The following is a 16,053-nucleotide window of genomic DNA, read 5'->3' on the forward strand; positions in this document are numbered from 1 at the left end:
AATATGGGATATTATGATGAAACAGATTTAAGAAATGATAATCATGATCATAACAATAAACGATATAACAAAGGCAGAAGAGGCGGATCACATGTATTAACAGGTTTTATTGGTGCAGTAATTGGAGCTGTAACGATTTCACTTGTTTCTCCCAATTTAATTAATACAACAAACGAATCTGAAATTGGAAATGAAAACCAAACTCCAGCACAAGTCATTAACGTATCACGCGAAGATGTTACTTCAACAATTCAAACTGCTCGTAAATTTGTAGTTGGTGTTAATAATTATCAATCTTCAAATCCTTTTTCAATGGACACTCAAGAAGCTGGTTCTGGCTCTGGGGTAATCTATAAAAAGGTCGGAAATAAAGCATTAGTTGCAACAAATAACCATGTTGTATCAGGTGCAAAACAACTAAAGGTGAAAATGGCCGATGGTAAATTAGTGGATGCTAAACTAGTTGGAACTGATGAATTATTAGATCTAGCTGTCGTAGCTATAGATGCTAAATATGTTACAAATGTTGCTAATTTAGGAGATTCTGAAAAAATTAATGTAGGTGAAACAGCGATCGCAATCGGGAATCCACTTGGGTTTTTAGAAAGCACCGTAACACAAGGTATTGTAAGTAGTAAAGCGCGTGAAATCCCACAAGATATTGATGGTGATGGAGTAGCAGATTACCAAACACAAGTTATTCAAACTGATGCAGCAATTAATCCAGGTAATAGCGGTGGTGCATTAATTAATGCGAAGGGTGAGTTAATCGGTATTAACTCGAGTAAAATAGCAGAGCAATCAGTTGAAGGGATTGGTTTTGCAATTCCAATTAATATAGCAAAACCGGTTTTTGACCAGCTAGAAAAATTCGGCGAAGTAACACGTCCAGTAATGGGAGTAGGGTTAAAAGCTTTAGAAGAAATCCCACAATTTAATATTGAAGAATCTCTAAAATTACCTGAATCTGTTACGAGAGGTGCAGTAGTAACTCATGTAGATCCAGGAACTCCTGCTGCGAAAGTGGGGTTACAACAATTAGACGTCATTGTCGAATTAGATGATCAACCAATTGAAGATGTAATTGCAATTAGAGAATACTTATATTCTCATAAAAAAGTCGGCGATAAATTAAAAGTAACTTTCTACCGCGATGGTAAAAAACAAGATTTAACTTTGACACTAGCATCAAGTAATTGACAGGAAATTTTTTACAAAATAAGATGAATATATAACGAATAAGCGAAGAGATTGCTCTTTTCGCTTATTTATGTAAATGAAAGGGTGATTAGATAATGAGTAAATACCCATCTAGAGAAGAAATAGGCCAAATTCTAAAAAACAGTAAAGTTATTGCAGTTGTTGGACTTTCAGCGGATTCCTCTAAAACGTCTTACATGGTAAGTAAAGCAATGCAAGACGCTGGTTATAAAATCATCCCAGTCAATCCTACAGTTGACACTGTGTTAGGAGAAAAAGCAGTACCAAGTTTATTAGATCTTAAAGAAAAAGTAGATATTGTAAATGTTTTTAGAAGACCAGAGCATCTTTTGCCGGTTGCTGAGGATTTTCTAAAAATAGATTGTGATGTGTTCTTTGCACAACTAGGTATAGAAAATGAAGAAGCTTATGAATTACTAAAAGCTAATGGCAAAACAGTTATTATGAATCGTTGTATTAAAGTAGAACATGCTATGACAAGATAGAACGAAAACTCACTTTAACCCAGTGAGTTCAGACTATAGACAAACGCTCGCTTTCTTCGTTGTTTCGTCTGTCTGCGGTGCTCATTACCGTCTAAGGTAACTCCGCTCCTCACCAGCCTTTACGCCTCGAAAGACAAGCGTTTTCAATTAGTCTGAATATCTATTTTTTAATATTTTGTCTACTATGAACTCACTGTAACCCAGTGAGTTTTTAGTTTCTAAAGAGAAAATACGATGAAATTAGAAAGATTAAAAAATTTTAACTATTTAAAAAAATTCCGATAAAAAAAGGACAATTTAACTATTTTTTTGAACAACGACTTGTAAGTTAACGAAAAAACCATTAACATGAACGATTAGAAGAAACATTTTAATCCGGTATATGATATAATGGAACGGATGTTCTTATGTAAGGTGTAATATGGAAAGGAGAAATGGTGTTGGCAAAGAATGAAACAGCATATAACGAAGATGCGATACAGGTACTGGAAGGTTTAGAAGCAGTACGTAAACGTCCAGGAATGTACATTGGTAGCACAGATAGTAGAGGTCTACACCATTTAGTTTACGAAATCGTAGATAATTCCGTAGATGAAGCGTTAGCGGGTCACGGAACTCAAATAGATGTGATTATACATAAAGATAATAGCTTAACTGTAAGAGACCATGGTCGAGGAATGCCAACTGGAATGCATAAAATGGGTAAACCTACCCCAGAAGTCATTTTAACTGTTTTGCATGCAGGTGGAAAATTCGGACAAGGCGGCTATAAAACAAGTGGTGGTTTACACGGTGTTGGTGCTTCAGTTGTTAATGCATTATCAGAATGGCTTGTTGTAGAAATCCATCGTGATGGATCTATTTTTAAACAACGATTTGAAAATGGTGGTAAACCAGTTACTTCATTAGAAATCGTTGGAAAATCAAAAAAAACTGGTACAAACATTTCATTTAAACCAGACCCAACAATATTTAGTACAACTAACTATAATTTTGATACGCTATGTGAGCGTTTAAGAGAATCTGCATTCCTATTAAAAGGATTAAAAATTACAATTAAAGATGAACGTCACGATGCATTCGAAGAGTTTTATTATGAAAACGGTATCGAAGCGTTTGTTAGCTACTTAAATGAAGGAAAAGAAACGATCCATCCGGTTGTATTCTTTGATGGTATTCAAAATAAAATCGAGGTTGAATTTTCTTTTCAGTTCAATGATGGATACTCCGAAACAATGCTATCCTTTGTAAACAATGTTCGAACAAAAGATGGAGGAACTCACGAGGTTGGTGCAAAAACTGCACTTACAAGAGCATTTAATGAGTATGCTAGAAAAGTTAATATCTTAAAAGAAAAAGATAAAAACCTTGAAGGCGCGGATATTCGTGAAGGATTAGCGGCAATCGTTTCGGTGAGAATTCCAGAAGAGCTACTTCAATTCGAAGGACAAACGAAAGGGAAGCTAGGAACTAGTGAGGCGAGATCTGCTGTAGACTCAGTTGTATCTGATCAACTTGCATATTTCTTAGAAGAAAATCCAGATATTGCAACTTCACTTGTGCGAAAAGCTGTAAAAGCTTTTCAAGCTAGAGAAGCGGCTAGGAAAGCACGTGAAGAAGCGAGAAGTGGCAAAAAAAGAAAACGTTCTGAAACTTCATTAAGCGGGAAGTTAACGCCTGCTCAATCGCGAAATCCTCAAAAAAATGAGCTTTACCTAGTTGAGGGTGACTCAGCTGGTGGAAGTGCGAAGCAAGGACGAGATCGTCGTTTTCAAGCGATTCTACCTTTACGTGGAAAAGTTATCAATACAGAAAAAGCAAAACTAGCTGATATCATGAAAAATGAAGAGATTAATACAATCATTCATGCAATTGGTGCAGGAGTAGGCTCTGACTTTGAAATAGATGATGTGAATTACGACAAAATTGTCATCATGACCGATGCGGATACTGATGGAGCACATATTCAAGTGCTTTTACTGACATTCTTTTATCGCTATATGAAACCTCTGGTTGAAGCAGGTAAGGTTTACATCGCGCTTCCACCTTTATATAAAGTGAGCAAAGGATCAGGTAAAAAAGAAGTAATCGAATATGCATGGTCTGAAGTAGACTTACAAGATGCTATTAAGAAGGTTGGTAAAGGATATACTTTACAACGATATAAAGGTCTTGGTGAGATGAATGCCGACCAACTTTGGGATACAACTATGGACCCAGTTACGAGAACGCTTATTCGTGTGAAAATTGACGATGCGGCTAGAGCAGATCGTCGAGTCACTACGCTAATGGGTGATAAAGTTGAGCCAAGACGTAAGTGGATTGAATCAAATGTTGTGTTTGATTTAGATGAAGAAGATAAAATTTTAAATAACGAACAAGTTGAGGTCGAATCAGAAGGGAGCGAAGACTGATGGTATCATCAGAAAAGTTATATAATATCCCTTTAGAAGATATTTTAGGTGATCGTTTTGGACGATACAGTAAATACATTATTCAAGAACGTGCATTACCTGATGCTAGAGATGGCTTAAAACCAGTTCAAAGACGTATTTTATACTCTATGTTTTATGAAGGAAACTTACAAGATAAGCCTTACCGTAAATCAGCAAAAACTGTTGGTAATGTAATCGGTAATTACCACCCTCACGGGGACACATCAGTATATGATGCAATGGTACGCTTAAGTCAGGATTGGAAATTAAGAAATGTATTAGTTCAAATGCATGGTAATAACGGAAGTATTGATGGGGATCCACCAGCTGCAATGCGTTATACCGAAGCTAGATTATCTGCGATTGCTAGTGAACTATTACGTGATATTGATAAGGAAACAGTTGAATTTGTTCCGAACTTTGATGACACAAGTATGGAACCGGTTGTTCTTCCTTCAATGTTCCCTAATTTATTAGTGAATGGAAGCACAGGGATCTCTGCAGGTTACGCAACAGAAATACCTTCACATCATCTTGGAGAGGTAATTGATGCGACAATTATGAGAATTGATCGTAAAAATTGCTCTGTTGATGATCTAATGACTGTTATTCATGGTCCAGATTTCCCAACAGGTGGGATTATTCAAGGTGTCGATGGCATTAGAAAAGCGTATGAAACAGGTAAAGGTAAAATTATTATTAGAAGCCGTGTACATACGGAAGATATACGTGGTGGGAAACAAGCATTAATCATTACTGAAATTCCTGCTGAGGTTAATAAAGCAAATTTAGTAAAAAAGATAGATGAAGTCCGACTTGATCGAAAAGTCGATGGCATTACAGAGGTTCGTGATGAGACTGATCGCACAGGACTACGCATTGTTATCGAATTGAAAAAAGATGCGAATAATGAAGCGATTTTAAATTATTTATATAAAAATACTGAACTTCAAATTCCATATAACTTTAATATGGTTGCGATTTACAATCGTACGCCAAAGCAAATGTCATTACCTGCTATTTTAGACGCGTATATTGAGCACCAAAAAGAAGTTGTTACGAATCGTTCAAAGTATGATTTGCGAAAAGCAAAAGCTAGAGCACATGTTGTAGAAGGGTTAATGAAAGCTTTATCTATACTTGATCAAGTTATTTCGACTATTCGTTCTGCAAACGATAAACGTGATGCTAAAGATAAATTAATAGCTCAGTATAGCTTTACTGAACAACAAGCTGAAGCAATTGTAATGTTACAGTTATATCGATTAACGAATACAGATATCACTGCACTTCAAGAAGAAGCAGCGGAGTTAAACAAGAAAATAGAGCAATTAGAAACAATTTTAAATAGTGAAACAAAGCTTTTAACAGTTATTAAAACAGATTTAAAGAAAATTAAACAAACATATGCTGATGATCGTCGTTCTACGATTGAAGGTGAAATTGAAGAAATTAAAATTGTAAGAGAAGACATTATTGCACAAGAAGATGTCATTATCACCGTTACAAGCGAAGGATATGTTAAACGTACAACTCCAAGGTCATATTCTGCCTCAAATGGTAAGGATTATGGAATGAAAGAAGGAGATCGTTTAATTTATCAAAAAGAAAGTACTACGACAGATACTTTAATCTTGTTTACTTCAAAAGGGAATTATTTATATTTACCAATACATGAAATGCAAGATATCAGATGGAAAGACATGGGACAACATATAGCCAATATCATTCCAATTGAACGTGATGAAGCTATTCTTTCTGCAACGATTGTAAATAATTTTGAAGAGAATAAAGATTTTATATTATTTGTAACGAAAAATGGTATCGTGAAACGTACAAGTATTAGCCAATTAAAGGTGCAGAGATATTCTAAACCACTTGTTGGAATGTCGATCAAGAATGATGATGCATTAATTTATGCAGGGGTTTCCGGTGAGACAGACCGCGTTTTACTAGCAACAAGTAATGGTTATACACTGTTATTTAAAGTAGACGAAATTAGTGTCCAAGGTTTAAGAGCTGGTGGCGTTAAAGGAATTAATTTAAAAGATGAAGATTATGTCGTTTCAGCTGATATCGTTTCAGAATCGGTAAAAGATATATTCTGTGCCACTCATCGAGCAGCAGTAAAGAAAATGAAATTAGATACAATACCTCAAAGTTCAAGAGGAACTAGAGGTGCAAAAATCATTAGAGATTTGAAAAACAATCCTCACCAGTTAATTGGTGTTTATACGATTAACGAGAATGATATGTTTGCAATTTTAAGTAAATCAGGTCAATTTGAAATGGTCGATCCTACAGGTATTCGTCATAGTGATCAATATAGTAACGGATCATTTATTATGGATACAGATGAAGCAGGAGAAATTAAAACAATCATTCGCTACAAAAAAGAAGAAAATAACTAAAAAAAAACCTATTCCATAAATCTGGAATAGGTTTTTTTGTCGGAAATTGTCGTATAAAAGAAAAATTATTCTTTAAGAGCAAAATACTTGAAAATAGCGATTAAATATGGCTTTTCAATAGCTAGAATTTATAGAAAATAGGAGATTTTTGACTATTAAATGGTAATATATTCCTAAAATAACAAGCAATCGACAGAATTGTCGAAATATTTTGAACCAAAAGAACTTGTTTAATACAAAAATTTCGCTTACTATTTTCTTAAGTATTTGAAATTTTCTAAAAAATAAGTTATTAAGGGGGAAGTACATAATGGTATTGAAAAAAGGTTTTGCAATTTTAACATCTGCATCATTAGCGGCGGGAATTTTAGCTGGTTGTAACAATGGCGGTGAGAAAGATGGAAATACAGTTATCAAAATTGCAACAAATACACCACTTTCTGGTAATAGTGCAATTTTAGGTGATTCAATTAAACTAGGCGCACAATTAGCTTTAGATGATCAAAAGGCAGCATTTAAAAAATTAGGATTTGATTTGAAGCTTGTTCCTTATGATGATCAAGGAGATCCGAAAAAAGGTGTAGCAAATGCTGAGCAATTAGGAGCTGATAAAGCAATTTTAGGTGTTGTTGGACACTTAAACTCAGGTGTTGCGATCCCAGCTTCAGTAAAATATGAAAAGGATCATCTTGTAATGGTTTCACCTTCAAATACTGCTAATGAAGTAACAGATCGTGGATTAAGCGTAGTTAACCGTATCTGTGCTCGTGATGACTTCCAAGGACCTGCTGGAGCAGAGTTCGCAGTTAATGAGTTAAAAGCTAAAAAAATCTTTATCATTCAAGATAAAACTGCTTATGGTACTGGTTTAGCAAACGAATTTAAAGCTGCTGCTGAGAAATTAGGTGCTGAAATTCTTGGAGAAGAAGGTATTTCAGTTGGCGATAAAGACTTTAACGGAGTATTAAACAACGTTAAAGCAAAAAATCCTGATCTAGTATTCTTCGGTGGTCTATACGCTGAAGGTGGAATTCTATTAAAACAAGCTCGTGATAAAGAATTAAATATGCCATTCATGGGTGGAGATGGAATGGACTCTTCAGGCTTAGTAGACATCGCTGGAGATGCTGTTAAAAACTTCTACTACACTTCAGTAGCTGGAGATACATTAAAAACTGATAATGGTAAAAAATTCGCAGAAGACTATAAAGCGAAATTCAAGAAAAACATTGAGTCTTTCTCTTCTTACGGATATGATTCAGCTGGCGTATTATTAGAAGGTTTAAAAGACGCAATTGAAAATAGCGATGGTAAAACTCCATCTCGTGAAGATGTAGCTGCTGCTGTTCGTGCAATTCAAGATTATAAAGGTGTAGTAACAGAAGTTGGCTTTGATGATAAAGGGGACAACAAATTCGCTAAAGTATTCATCTATACATTTAAAGAAGCTAAATACCCTGGTACTCAAGTAGGCGAAGTTACTAAATAATTAGTAAAGCTAGCGCCTTAATATACCTCCGATCAGCCGAAAGCAATGATTAATTGCAAACGACGATGTAGGTTGAAGGATGTTAGTGAAAGAAAAGAGTATCTCGTATATCGTGATACTCTTTTTCTCTAAATATCGTAAAAAACATGTCAGTTTTTGAACATCGAAATAACGAATATTACTATCTATAGGAGGGTACGTACATGAATGAAATAATCCATACACTGCCTCAAGTATTAATTGATGGACTTGTCTTAGGGGCTGTTTATGCAATTGTTGCACTAGGATACACAATGGTTTATGGAATACTCGAATTGATTAACTTTGCCCATGGTGAAATATTTATGGCAGGTGCATTTATTGGTACAGCAGTATTAATCACTTTTACTGGACTTGGTTTTTTAAGTAGTTTACCAGCTATATTATTATTAGCAATTGTATTAATTATCGCTTCTGTATTAACAGGTTTCCTCGGTATGGGAATCGAGCGTGTCGCATATCGACCACTACGTAAAGCACCAAAACTAATTACATTAATTACAGCAATCGGTATTTCATTCTTATTACAAGATATCGTTCGTTTTATTGCTGAATTAAAAGAAGGAAATTACATTATTACTGGTCCATCACTATTTGCTGGACAACATCAAATTAAAACTAGTTCTATATTATCCTCATTTGGAAATGCCCAAATAAAATCAGCATCGATCATTATCCTTGTTGTTGCAGTTGTAATGATGATTTCATTAGATTACTTCATCAATAAAACAAAATGGGGAACAGCAATGCGAGCAGTAGCACAAGACCGTGAAACTGCATCATTAATGTCAGTGAATGTTAATAAAGTTATCTCTTTAACATTTTTCCTTGGCTCTGCATTAGGTGGGGCAACGGGTGTTCTTTTTGCTTTACAGTACAATACAATCGATCCTTATATCGGATTTATTTTAGGGTTAAAAGCATTTACAGCAGCTGTATTAGGTGGAATTGGAAATATTCGTGGTGCAATGGTCGGCGGATTTTTAATTGGTATTATTGAAATGTTTGCAGCGGCAAATTTATCAACGATTACACATGGTATTTTCCCTTCAGAGTATAAAGATGTATTTGCGTTTGGTATTTTAATTCTAGTCCTAATCTTTAAGCCAGAAGGTTTATTCGGTAAACCAGTGGCAGAGAAAGTGTAGGTGGATCATATGAATAATTTATTTGCACAAGTAAAACAGTCAAATAAGCTACAAGCAATATTCTTAACTTCCTATATCGTTGTAACAGTATTAGGTCTGTTCCTTTTACAAGAATCTGTAACTGCATTTTTATTAATCTTATTTTCACTTTTTCTATTATATAAAACAAACTTTCCAGTAAAGCTGAAATGGAGTCTGGGCATTCTGATTCTTACACTTGTAATGCCATTTGCAGCCTCACAAGGCTCTGCATTTGAATCATATATGGGTGTTGCAACGCTAGTTGGAATTTATGTAGCCATGGCACTTGGATTAAATGTAGTAGTTGGACTTGCTGGATTATTAGATTTAGGATTCGTAGCATTTTTTGCGATTGGCTCTTATACTTATGCAATTTTTTCAACAAATCAAGTACAGAATTTCTTGAAATTAGATTTCTTACCATTCTCTGGAAGTTCATTTTGGGTTTTCATCATTATTGGTGGGATTATCGCAGCGATTGCAGGTGTTTTATTAGGAATTCCAGTACTTCGTGTAAAAGGGGATTATTTAGCAATCGTTACACTTGGGTTTGGTGAAATTATTCGTATTGTCTTTAATAACTTAGATAAACCGGTAAATATTACAGGTGGAGCACAAGGTATTTCTTCAATTCCATCACCAACAATATTTGGTTATGTAATTAGTGATTCAAGTCAGTTCTATTATGTAGTACTTGTCGTACTTGCGGTTGTTATTTTAGGGGTTACAAGATTACAAGACTCCAAGCTTGGACGCTCTTGGCAAGCAGTTCGTGAAAATGAAATTGCTGCACAAGCTTCAGGTATTCACTTAGTTAGAACGAAATTAATCGCGTTTGCAATCGGTGCATCGTTTTCAGGAATGATGGGAGTTGTATTCGCAGCGAAACAAATGTTCATCGATCCAACAAACTTTACTTTACTAGAGTCAATTACAATTCTAGTTATGGTAATTCTTGGAGGAATGGGTAGTGTACCTGGCGTAATTTTAGGAGCTTCACTTGTTACAATTCTAAACTTACAAGTTTTAACAGAAGTAACCAATTATTTAAATCAATTAACATTAGATGGAGTACTAAATATTCCATCTGCACTTTCTCCTTCTAAAATGCAACGAATGATATTTGGTTTAATCTTAATTTTAGTCGCAATCTTTAGGCCGCAAGGTTTATTACCTGCCAGAAATAAGGTTGTTCCAAAAGAAGATGTAGTAGATGAAACAGTTATAGATGAAAACCAAAGTTCAGTTTCAGTTTAGGAGAGGAGGCAAACAAAAATGTTAAAAACAAATAATTTAACGAAAAGTTTCGGTGGATTAACTGCTGTAAATAATGTAAATATCGAAATTCAAAAAGGTTCAATTACCGCGGTAATCGGTCCAAATGGAGCAGGTAAAACAACATTTTTTAATATGATTACGGGTGTATATACACCAACAAGCGGAGAAATTCTTCTAGGAGAAGAGAGTTTAGTCGGATTGAAGCCGCACGCAGTGTCTAAAAAAGGAATTGCTCGTACGTTTCAAAATATTCGACTTTTTAGTAGTATGACTGCGTTAGAAAACGTGATGGTGGGAATGCATCAACACTTAAAATACGGTGTAATTTCAACACTATTCCATTTACCTGGCTATAAAAAAGCTGAAAAAGCTGCAATGAAAGAAGCTTATAAATGGTTAGAATATGTAGGTCTTAGCGATGTTTATAATGAAGAATCTTCTAGTCTTTCTTATGGAGCACAAAGACGTTTAGAAATCGCACGTGCACTAGCTTCAAAGCCAAGTATTCTACTTTTAGATGAACCAGCAGCTGGTATGAATCCAAAAGAAACAAAAGAACTAACAGATCTAATTTATCAAATGCGAGATGATTTAAATTTAACAATCGTTCTGATTGAGCATGATATGAAGCTAGTAATGGAAATTTCTGAATATCTTTTCGTTTTAGATCATGGTGAAAAGATTGCGGAAGGAAAACCACTAGAAATCAGAAATAACCAAAAAGTAATCGAAGCATATCTTGGAAAAAGTGCAGTGACTACTGCATAGTGAAAGGAGTAAAAAAAATGACGCTATTACAATTAAAAGAAATTAACTCTTTTTACGGTGGTATTCAAGCACTGAAAAATATTAATATTGATGTAAATGAAGGTGAAATCGTTACGTTAATTGGAAGTAATGGTGCTGGAAAATCTACTACATTAAAAACGATAAGTGGTCAAGTGAAACCAAAAACTGGAGAGCTAATTTATAAAGGTGAGAATATTGTAAAACTACAATCTCATGAAATTGCCTTGAAGGGGATTGCTCATGTACCTGAGGGAAGAAGAATCTTTTCTAAATTGACTGTAAAAGAAAATTTAGAAATGGGTGCTTTCTCAGTAAAAGATAAAAAACTAATAGCTGCCAGAATGGAAATGGCGTTTGATTATTTTCCAAGACTGAAAGAACGTATTAACCAAAAAGGTGGTACGATGAGTGGTGGAGAACAACAAATGCTTGCAATTGGTAGGGCATTAATGATGGGACCTTCACTTTTAATGCTAGATGAACCATCAATGGGACTTGCGCCGATCATTGTTGAACAAATATTTGAGATCATCGAGCAATTAAACAAGCAAGGGATGACGATTTTATTAGTTGAACAAAACGCCTACCAAGCATTACAGATTGCACATCGTGGATATGTAATTCAAACAGGAGAAATCCAAATGGTTGGTGAAGGTAAAACATTAATGAATAACGAAGAAATTAAGAAAGCCTACTTAGCATAAAAAAAGTGCCATTTGTATTGATTACAAATGGCACTTTTTTTGATCATTATTTGTTAGCAATAAATTCCGCAATTTTCGCTTGAACATCTACAGATGATTGATTAATAGAAGATTGTAATGTCTCTTCTAGTAAACTACGATTTTTATAATAGTTTTCTTGATTGCTATTATAATAGTACTTCACTGCTTCTAAATCTGAGAAAAACTCTTTTCCAAGCTTTAGAAGAAATGTTACTGGAAGTTTTTCAATCGTGATATTTCCTTTTTGTTCAGAAATTTCATTTACCGTACTATTTGAAGTTGAAATCATTTCATCGTTTAATTCTTGTACTAAGATTTGTTCGAATCCTTTTATTTTATTATTTCTCTTATTTACGATTCGTTTTTTGTTCGTTTTTAATAAACGAATGGAATGATGTTTATCAAGCAAAACTGCTGATCGTTTCTTTTTCTTAAAAAATATGCTGCTACTCAAAACTAGCACTCCCTTCTTCAGAAAATAGGTATATTTTTAAAACAACTTTTCTATCATACCAATTAATCAGAATACTGTAAAGATATTATCTTTACATGAATGATTCTCGTTAAATATTCAAAAAATTCATGGTATTATTTCATTAAGAAAAGATAATAATAATGTTTGACGGAATAGTTGTCACTTTGATAAACTAAGACCATATTATTATTACATAAGTTATAACGTTGATGGAAAGAAGTAACTAAAGCAATATTTGCATAGCGAATTGAGGACGGTGGAAGCTCAATCAAAACCTTTAGTGAAAGGCATTCTTGAGTTATGTTTGAAAGTGGACAATTTCTAAAATTGTCAACTAGGGTGGAACCGCGGGTGCATATACAGCTCTCGTCCCTAGGCAGAAAATGCCTAAGGATGAGAGCTTTTTTATTTTCATTCTTGCATTTTCAAATAGAATCGAATGAAAAATGGAGGCAAAAAAAATGTCAGAAAAGTCTATGGAAGTCATTGTAAGTCATGCAAAGCATCGTGGATTTGTTTTTCCAGGATCAGAAATTTATGGTGGATTAGCAAATACTTGGGACTATGGTCCATTAGGAATTGAATTAAAAAACAATGTTAAAAAAGCTTGGTGGAAAAAATTTGTTCAGCAAAGTCCATATAATGTTGGTTTAGATGCTGCAATCTTAATGAACCCACGTACTTGGGAAGCTTCTGGTCATATTGGTAATTTTAATGACCCGATGATTGATTGTAAAAATTGTAAGGCTCGTCACCGTGCTGATAAATTAATTGAAAATGCACTTGATGAAAAAGGTATGGAAATTATCGTTGATGGGCTACCATTTACTGAGATGGCTAAGTTAATTCAAGAACATAACATAGCTTGTCCAGATTGCGGAAGTCATGATTTTACTGATATTCGTCAATTTAATTTAATGTTTAAAACTTTCCAAGGTGTTACTGAATCAAGTACAAATGAAATTTTCTTACGCCCAGAAACAGCACAAGGTATTTTCGTTAACTTTAAAAATGTTCAACGTACGATGAGAAAGAAAGTACCATTTGGTATTGCTCAAATCGGTAAAAGTTTCCGTAACGAAATTACACCAGGAAATTTCACGTTCCGTACTCGTGAATTTGAACAAATGGAACTTGAATTCTTCTGTAAGCCAGGTGAAGAGCTTGAGTGGTTTACGTATTGGAAAGAAACTGCTAATAAGTGGTTATTATCATTAGGTATGAAAGAAGATAATCTTCGTTTAAGAGACCATAGTGAAGATGAATTATCACATTATAGTAATGCGACAACAGATTTCGAATACAAATTCCCATTTGGTTGGGGCGAGCTATGGGGTGTAGCATCTCGTACAGATTATGATTTAAAACAGCATATGGAGTTTTCAACTGAAGACTTTACGTACCATGATCCAATTACGAATGAAAAATATGTTCCTTATTGTATTGAGCCATCATTAGGTGCTGACCGTGTTACTTTAGCATTTTTAATTGATGCTTATGAGGAAGAGGCATTAGAAGATGGAACTTCTCGTACTGTTATGAGATTACATCCGGCATTAGCGCCATATAAAGCGGCAATTTTACCTTTATCAAAAAAATTATCTGAAAATGCACAAGAAGTATTTGCAGCTTTAGCTGAAGATTTCAATGTAGATTTCGATGAAACTGGTTCAATTGGTAAACGTTACCGTCGTCAAGATGAAATTGGTACGCCATTCTGTATCACTTACGATTTTGAGTCAATTGAAGATGGAAAAGTAACTGTTCGTGATCGTGATACAATGGAACAAACACGTGTGGCAATTAGTGAACTTCAATCATTCTTAGCAAACAAAATTAAGTTTTAATACTTTTTTAGAAAATAGGTGTCCTTTTGGACATCTTTTTTCATATATTTTAATAAAGCTTGTTTAAATTTTCATTAAAATACTAAAAATGGTAAAATCAATGTATAAAAAACAAGGAGGAGTTTCGATGGGGAGTTCGAATCCGATTTTAAATTCTGAACAATTAACAAAGGCTAGGCATTCAGAAAAAGCGATGACATTGGGTGGAACGATTCGTAAAGCGTTAATTGCATTAATCATGCTAATCGCTACTGCTGGATACTCTTATTATTTAACAGTAACGGGTACTTTAAGTCCTAAGGTGTTTATTGGTTGTTTAATTTTTGCTTTTATAATCGGTTTAGTAACAAGCTTTTCACCTAGAATTGCTCCGATTACAACACCTATTTATGCTGCTGTTGAAGGGATATTAATAGGAAATATTTCAGCTGTATATGAAGCAACTTACGGAATGATTGTTTTACAGGCTGCATTATTAACAATTGCTATTATTGCTGGTACATTAATTTGCTACGCAACTGGCATCGTGAAAGTTACACATCGATTTAGATCAATTGTAATTGGTTTAACATTTGGCGTATTAATATTTTACTTACTAACAATGATTCTACAACTATTCCATGTACCAGTTCCATTTATGCATCAATCTGGTACGATTGGCTTAATAGTAAGTTTAGCAATCTTAATCATTGCATCACTTAATCTATTTTTAGACTTTGATTTGATCACATCTAGCATAAAACATGGTGCACCTAAACATTTCGAATGGTATTGTGCATTTGGTCTATTAGTTACTGTCATTTGGATTTATGTTGAAGCGTTAAGATTTCTATCAAGACTTAGAAATTAACATATTTAGCTAAAAACCTTACTCTGTGATGGAAGTAAGGTTTTTTCTACATAAGATTTAAAGCACCAAATTTTGTTAGAAAGTAGGGTTATACAATGAGTAAGAAAAAATTTGAAGTATTAGAACATGAAACAATTAATGATTGTTTAAAGAGAATGGAAGCAGAAGGGTATACGCCAGTTAAAAGAATGGAAGTTCCAATTTTTTCAGAGCAAATGATTAATGGTAAAATTGAAATTGAACCTTCAGGTAGAAAAATCGTATTTGAAGGAAAGATTAATAAATAGATGAATAAAATTAGTAAAATTATGGAAAAGTAACCTTATATGAATTAAATGAGGTGAAAATATGTCTAAATTAGCATGTCCACGCTGTAAAACAAATAAAACGAGATTTTATTTAATCGAACAACACCCAAAGGCTGTAAAATTAAATGCACAAAGCGGTGATATTGAACAAGAAGAATATATCTCAGGTGGGCTAGACCCATTTTATGTGCCTTATAAAGGGCCTGAATACTTAGTTCAATGTGGTGCATGTGGTGTCATTGAACAAAGTGTATTATTTGAGAAGGCTGCAGATTCTATGTAGTAATATGATTTCCTAATTATAAAATTAAAAAAATAGTGAAAGAAGACATTGAACAACAATTCAATGTCTTTTTTCTTATGTAGATATATGTGAGAAATTAGAAAGACTAACTTTATTACAGAGTATTTACGATTAAAATTTTAAACCCGTTAATAATACGTATGAAACTCAAGAACCGATACAGAAATAGTCATATTCACTTTCTATCTTTGAAGAAACTAATAGATTTTTGGATATTAGGAATACTAA

At 34.0% G+C, this 16,053-nt stretch carries 14 protein-coding genes and 1 other annotated feature; of the genes, 13 read left to right on the forward strand and 1 reads right to left on the reverse strand.

Annotation, left to right across the window (positions count from 1 at the left end):
• Positions 1-3: 3 nt before the first annotated feature.
• The 9 genes from ABID96_RS08645 (at position 4) to ABID96_RS08685 (ending at position 12,020) form a co-directional block, all read left to right on the forward strand.
• A complete protein-coding gene (locus ABID96_RS08645; RefSeq protein ID WP_192601652.1) occupies positions 4-1,200 on the forward strand; it encodes a S1C family serine protease in 1,197 nt (398 codons plus the stop codon).
• A 95-nt stretch (positions 1,201-1,295) separates the two neighbouring features.
• Positions 1,296-1,706, forward strand: coding sequence for a CoA-binding protein (locus ABID96_RS08650; RefSeq protein ID WP_371870377.1), 411 nt, complete (start codon positions 1,296-1,298; stop codon positions 1,704-1,706).
• Between the two features lie 440 nt (positions 1,707-2,146).
• Positions 2,147-4,120, forward strand: coding sequence for a DNA topoisomerase IV subunit B (gene parE, locus ABID96_RS08655; RefSeq protein ID WP_377896809.1), 1,974 nt, complete (start codon positions 2,147-2,149; stop codon positions 4,118-4,120).
• Positions 4,120-6,552: a DNA topoisomerase IV subunit A gene (gene parC / locus ABID96_RS08660; protein WP_192601654.1), complete on the forward strand. Its 2,433-nt coding sequence runs from the start codon at positions 4,120-4,122 to the stop codon at positions 6,550-6,552. Before parE ends, parC begins: the two co-directional genes overlap by 1 nt.
• Before the next feature lie 310 nt (positions 6,553-6,862).
• Entirely contained in the window at positions 6,863-8,041 is a 1,179-nt protein-coding gene (locus tag ABID96_RS08665; RefSeq protein WP_192601655.1) for a branched-chain amino acid ABC transporter substrate-binding protein, read from the forward strand.
• A gap of 203 nt (positions 8,042-8,244) precedes the next feature.
• Positions 8,245-9,228, forward strand: coding sequence for a branched-chain amino acid ABC transporter permease (locus ABID96_RS08670; RefSeq protein ID WP_192601656.1), 984 nt, complete (start codon positions 8,245-8,247; stop codon positions 9,226-9,228).
• Between the two features lie 9 nt (positions 9,229-9,237).
• Positions 9,238-10,506, forward strand: coding sequence for an ABC transporter permease subunit (locus ABID96_RS08675; RefSeq protein WP_192601657.1), 1,269 nt, complete (start codon positions 9,238-9,240; stop codon positions 10,504-10,506).
• An 18-nt stretch (positions 10,507-10,524) separates the two neighbouring features.
• Positions 10,525-11,295, forward strand: a complete 771-nt coding sequence (locus ABID96_RS08680; RefSeq protein ID WP_192601658.1) for an ABC transporter ATP-binding protein — start codon at positions 10,525-10,527, stop codon at positions 11,293-11,295.
• A 17-nt stretch (positions 11,296-11,312) separates the two neighbouring features.
• Positions 11,313-12,020: an ABC transporter ATP-binding protein gene (locus tag ABID96_RS08685; protein ID WP_087998254.1), complete on the forward strand. Its 708-nt coding sequence runs from the start codon at positions 11,313-11,315 to the stop codon at positions 12,018-12,020.
• A 46-nt stretch (positions 12,021-12,066) separates the two neighbouring features.
• Here ABID96_RS08685 and ABID96_RS08690 read toward each other — a convergent pair whose 3' ends face one another.
• Complete coding sequence (locus ABID96_RS08690; RefSeq protein WP_192601659.1) at positions 12,067-12,495, reverse strand: hypothetical protein; 429 nt, start codon at positions 12,493-12,495, stop codon at positions 12,067-12,069.
• Between the two features lie 218 nt (positions 12,496-12,713).
• Positions 12,714-12,893, forward strand: a binding site (T-box leader).
• An 84-nt stretch (positions 12,894-12,977) separates the two neighbouring features.
• Between ABID96_RS08690 and ABID96_RS08695 the strand changes: the two genes are divergently transcribed.
• From ABID96_RS08695 to ABID96_RS08710, 4 genes are all read left to right on the forward strand, one after another.
• Positions 12,978-14,363, forward strand: coding sequence for a glycine--tRNA ligase (locus ABID96_RS08695; RefSeq protein WP_087998252.1), 1,386 nt, complete (start codon positions 12,978-12,980; stop codon positions 14,361-14,363).
• Positions 14,364-14,490: 127 nt separating this feature from the next.
• Positions 14,491-15,213 carry a Bax inhibitor-1/YccA family protein gene (locus ABID96_RS08700; RefSeq protein WP_192601660.1) on the forward strand — a complete coding sequence of 241 codons (723 nt, stop codon included), beginning with the start codon at positions 14,491-14,493 and terminating at the stop codon, positions 15,211-15,213.
• 95 nt (positions 15,214-15,308) lie between these two features.
• Positions 15,309-15,500, forward strand: a complete 192-nt coding sequence (locus tag ABID96_RS08705) for an NETI motif-containing protein (protein ID WP_087998250.1) — start codon at positions 15,309-15,311, stop codon at positions 15,498-15,500.
• A gap of 61 nt (positions 15,501-15,561) precedes the next feature.
• Entirely contained in the window at positions 15,562-15,804 is a 243-nt protein-coding gene (locus ABID96_RS08710; protein ID WP_087998249.1) for a DNA alkylation repair protein, read from the forward strand.
• The last annotated feature ends 249 nt before the right edge of the window (positions 15,805-16,053 follow it).

Source organism: Gottfriedia sp. OAE603, assembly GCF_040543965.1.
Taxonomy (GTDB): domain Bacteria; phylum Bacillota; class Bacilli; order Bacillales; family Bacillaceae_G; genus Gottfriedia; species Gottfriedia solisilvae.

What these genes read in the sequence shown, in the direction of transcription:
- ABID96_RS08645 (WP_192601652.1), top strand. Translation starts at nt 4, where the DNA reads ATGGGATATTATGATGAAACAGATTTAAGAAATGATAATCATGATCAT.
- ABID96_RS08650 (WP_371870377.1), top strand. Translation starts at nt 1,296, where the DNA reads ATGAGTAAATACCCATCTAGAGAAGAAATAGGCCAAATTCTAAAAAAC.
- parC (WP_192601654.1), top strand. Translation starts at nt 4,120, where the DNA reads ATGGTATCATCAGAAAAGTTATATAATATCCCTTTAGAAGATATTTTA.
- ABID96_RS08665 (WP_192601655.1), top strand. Translation starts at nt 6,863, where the DNA reads ATGGTATTGAAAAAAGGTTTTGCAATTTTAACATCTGCATCATTAGCG.
- ABID96_RS08670 (WP_192601656.1), top strand. Translation starts at nt 8,245, where the DNA reads ATGAATGAAATAATCCATACACTGCCTCAAGTATTAATTGATGGACTT.
- ABID96_RS08675 (WP_192601657.1), top strand. Translation starts at nt 9,238, where the DNA reads ATGAATAATTTATTTGCACAAGTAAAACAGTCAAATAAGCTACAAGCA.
- ABID96_RS08680 (WP_192601658.1), top strand. Translation starts at nt 10,525, where the DNA reads ATGTTAAAAACAAATAATTTAACGAAAAGTTTCGGTGGATTAACTGCT.
- ABID96_RS08685 (WP_087998254.1), top strand. Translation starts at nt 11,313, where the DNA reads ATGACGCTATTACAATTAAAAGAAATTAACTCTTTTTACGGTGGTATT.
- ABID96_RS08695 (WP_087998252.1), top strand. Translation starts at nt 12,978, where the DNA reads ATGTCAGAAAAGTCTATGGAAGTCATTGTAAGTCATGCAAAGCATCGT.
- ABID96_RS08700 (WP_192601660.1), top strand. Translation starts at nt 14,491, where the DNA reads ATGGGGAGTTCGAATCCGATTTTAAATTCTGAACAATTAACAAAGGCT.
- ABID96_RS08705 (WP_087998250.1), top strand. Translation starts at nt 15,309, where the DNA reads ATGAGTAAGAAAAAATTTGAAGTATTAGAACATGAAACAATTAATGAT.
- ABID96_RS08710 (WP_087998249.1), top strand. Translation starts at nt 15,562, where the DNA reads ATGTCTAAATTAGCATGTCCACGCTGTAAAACAAATAAAACGAGATTT.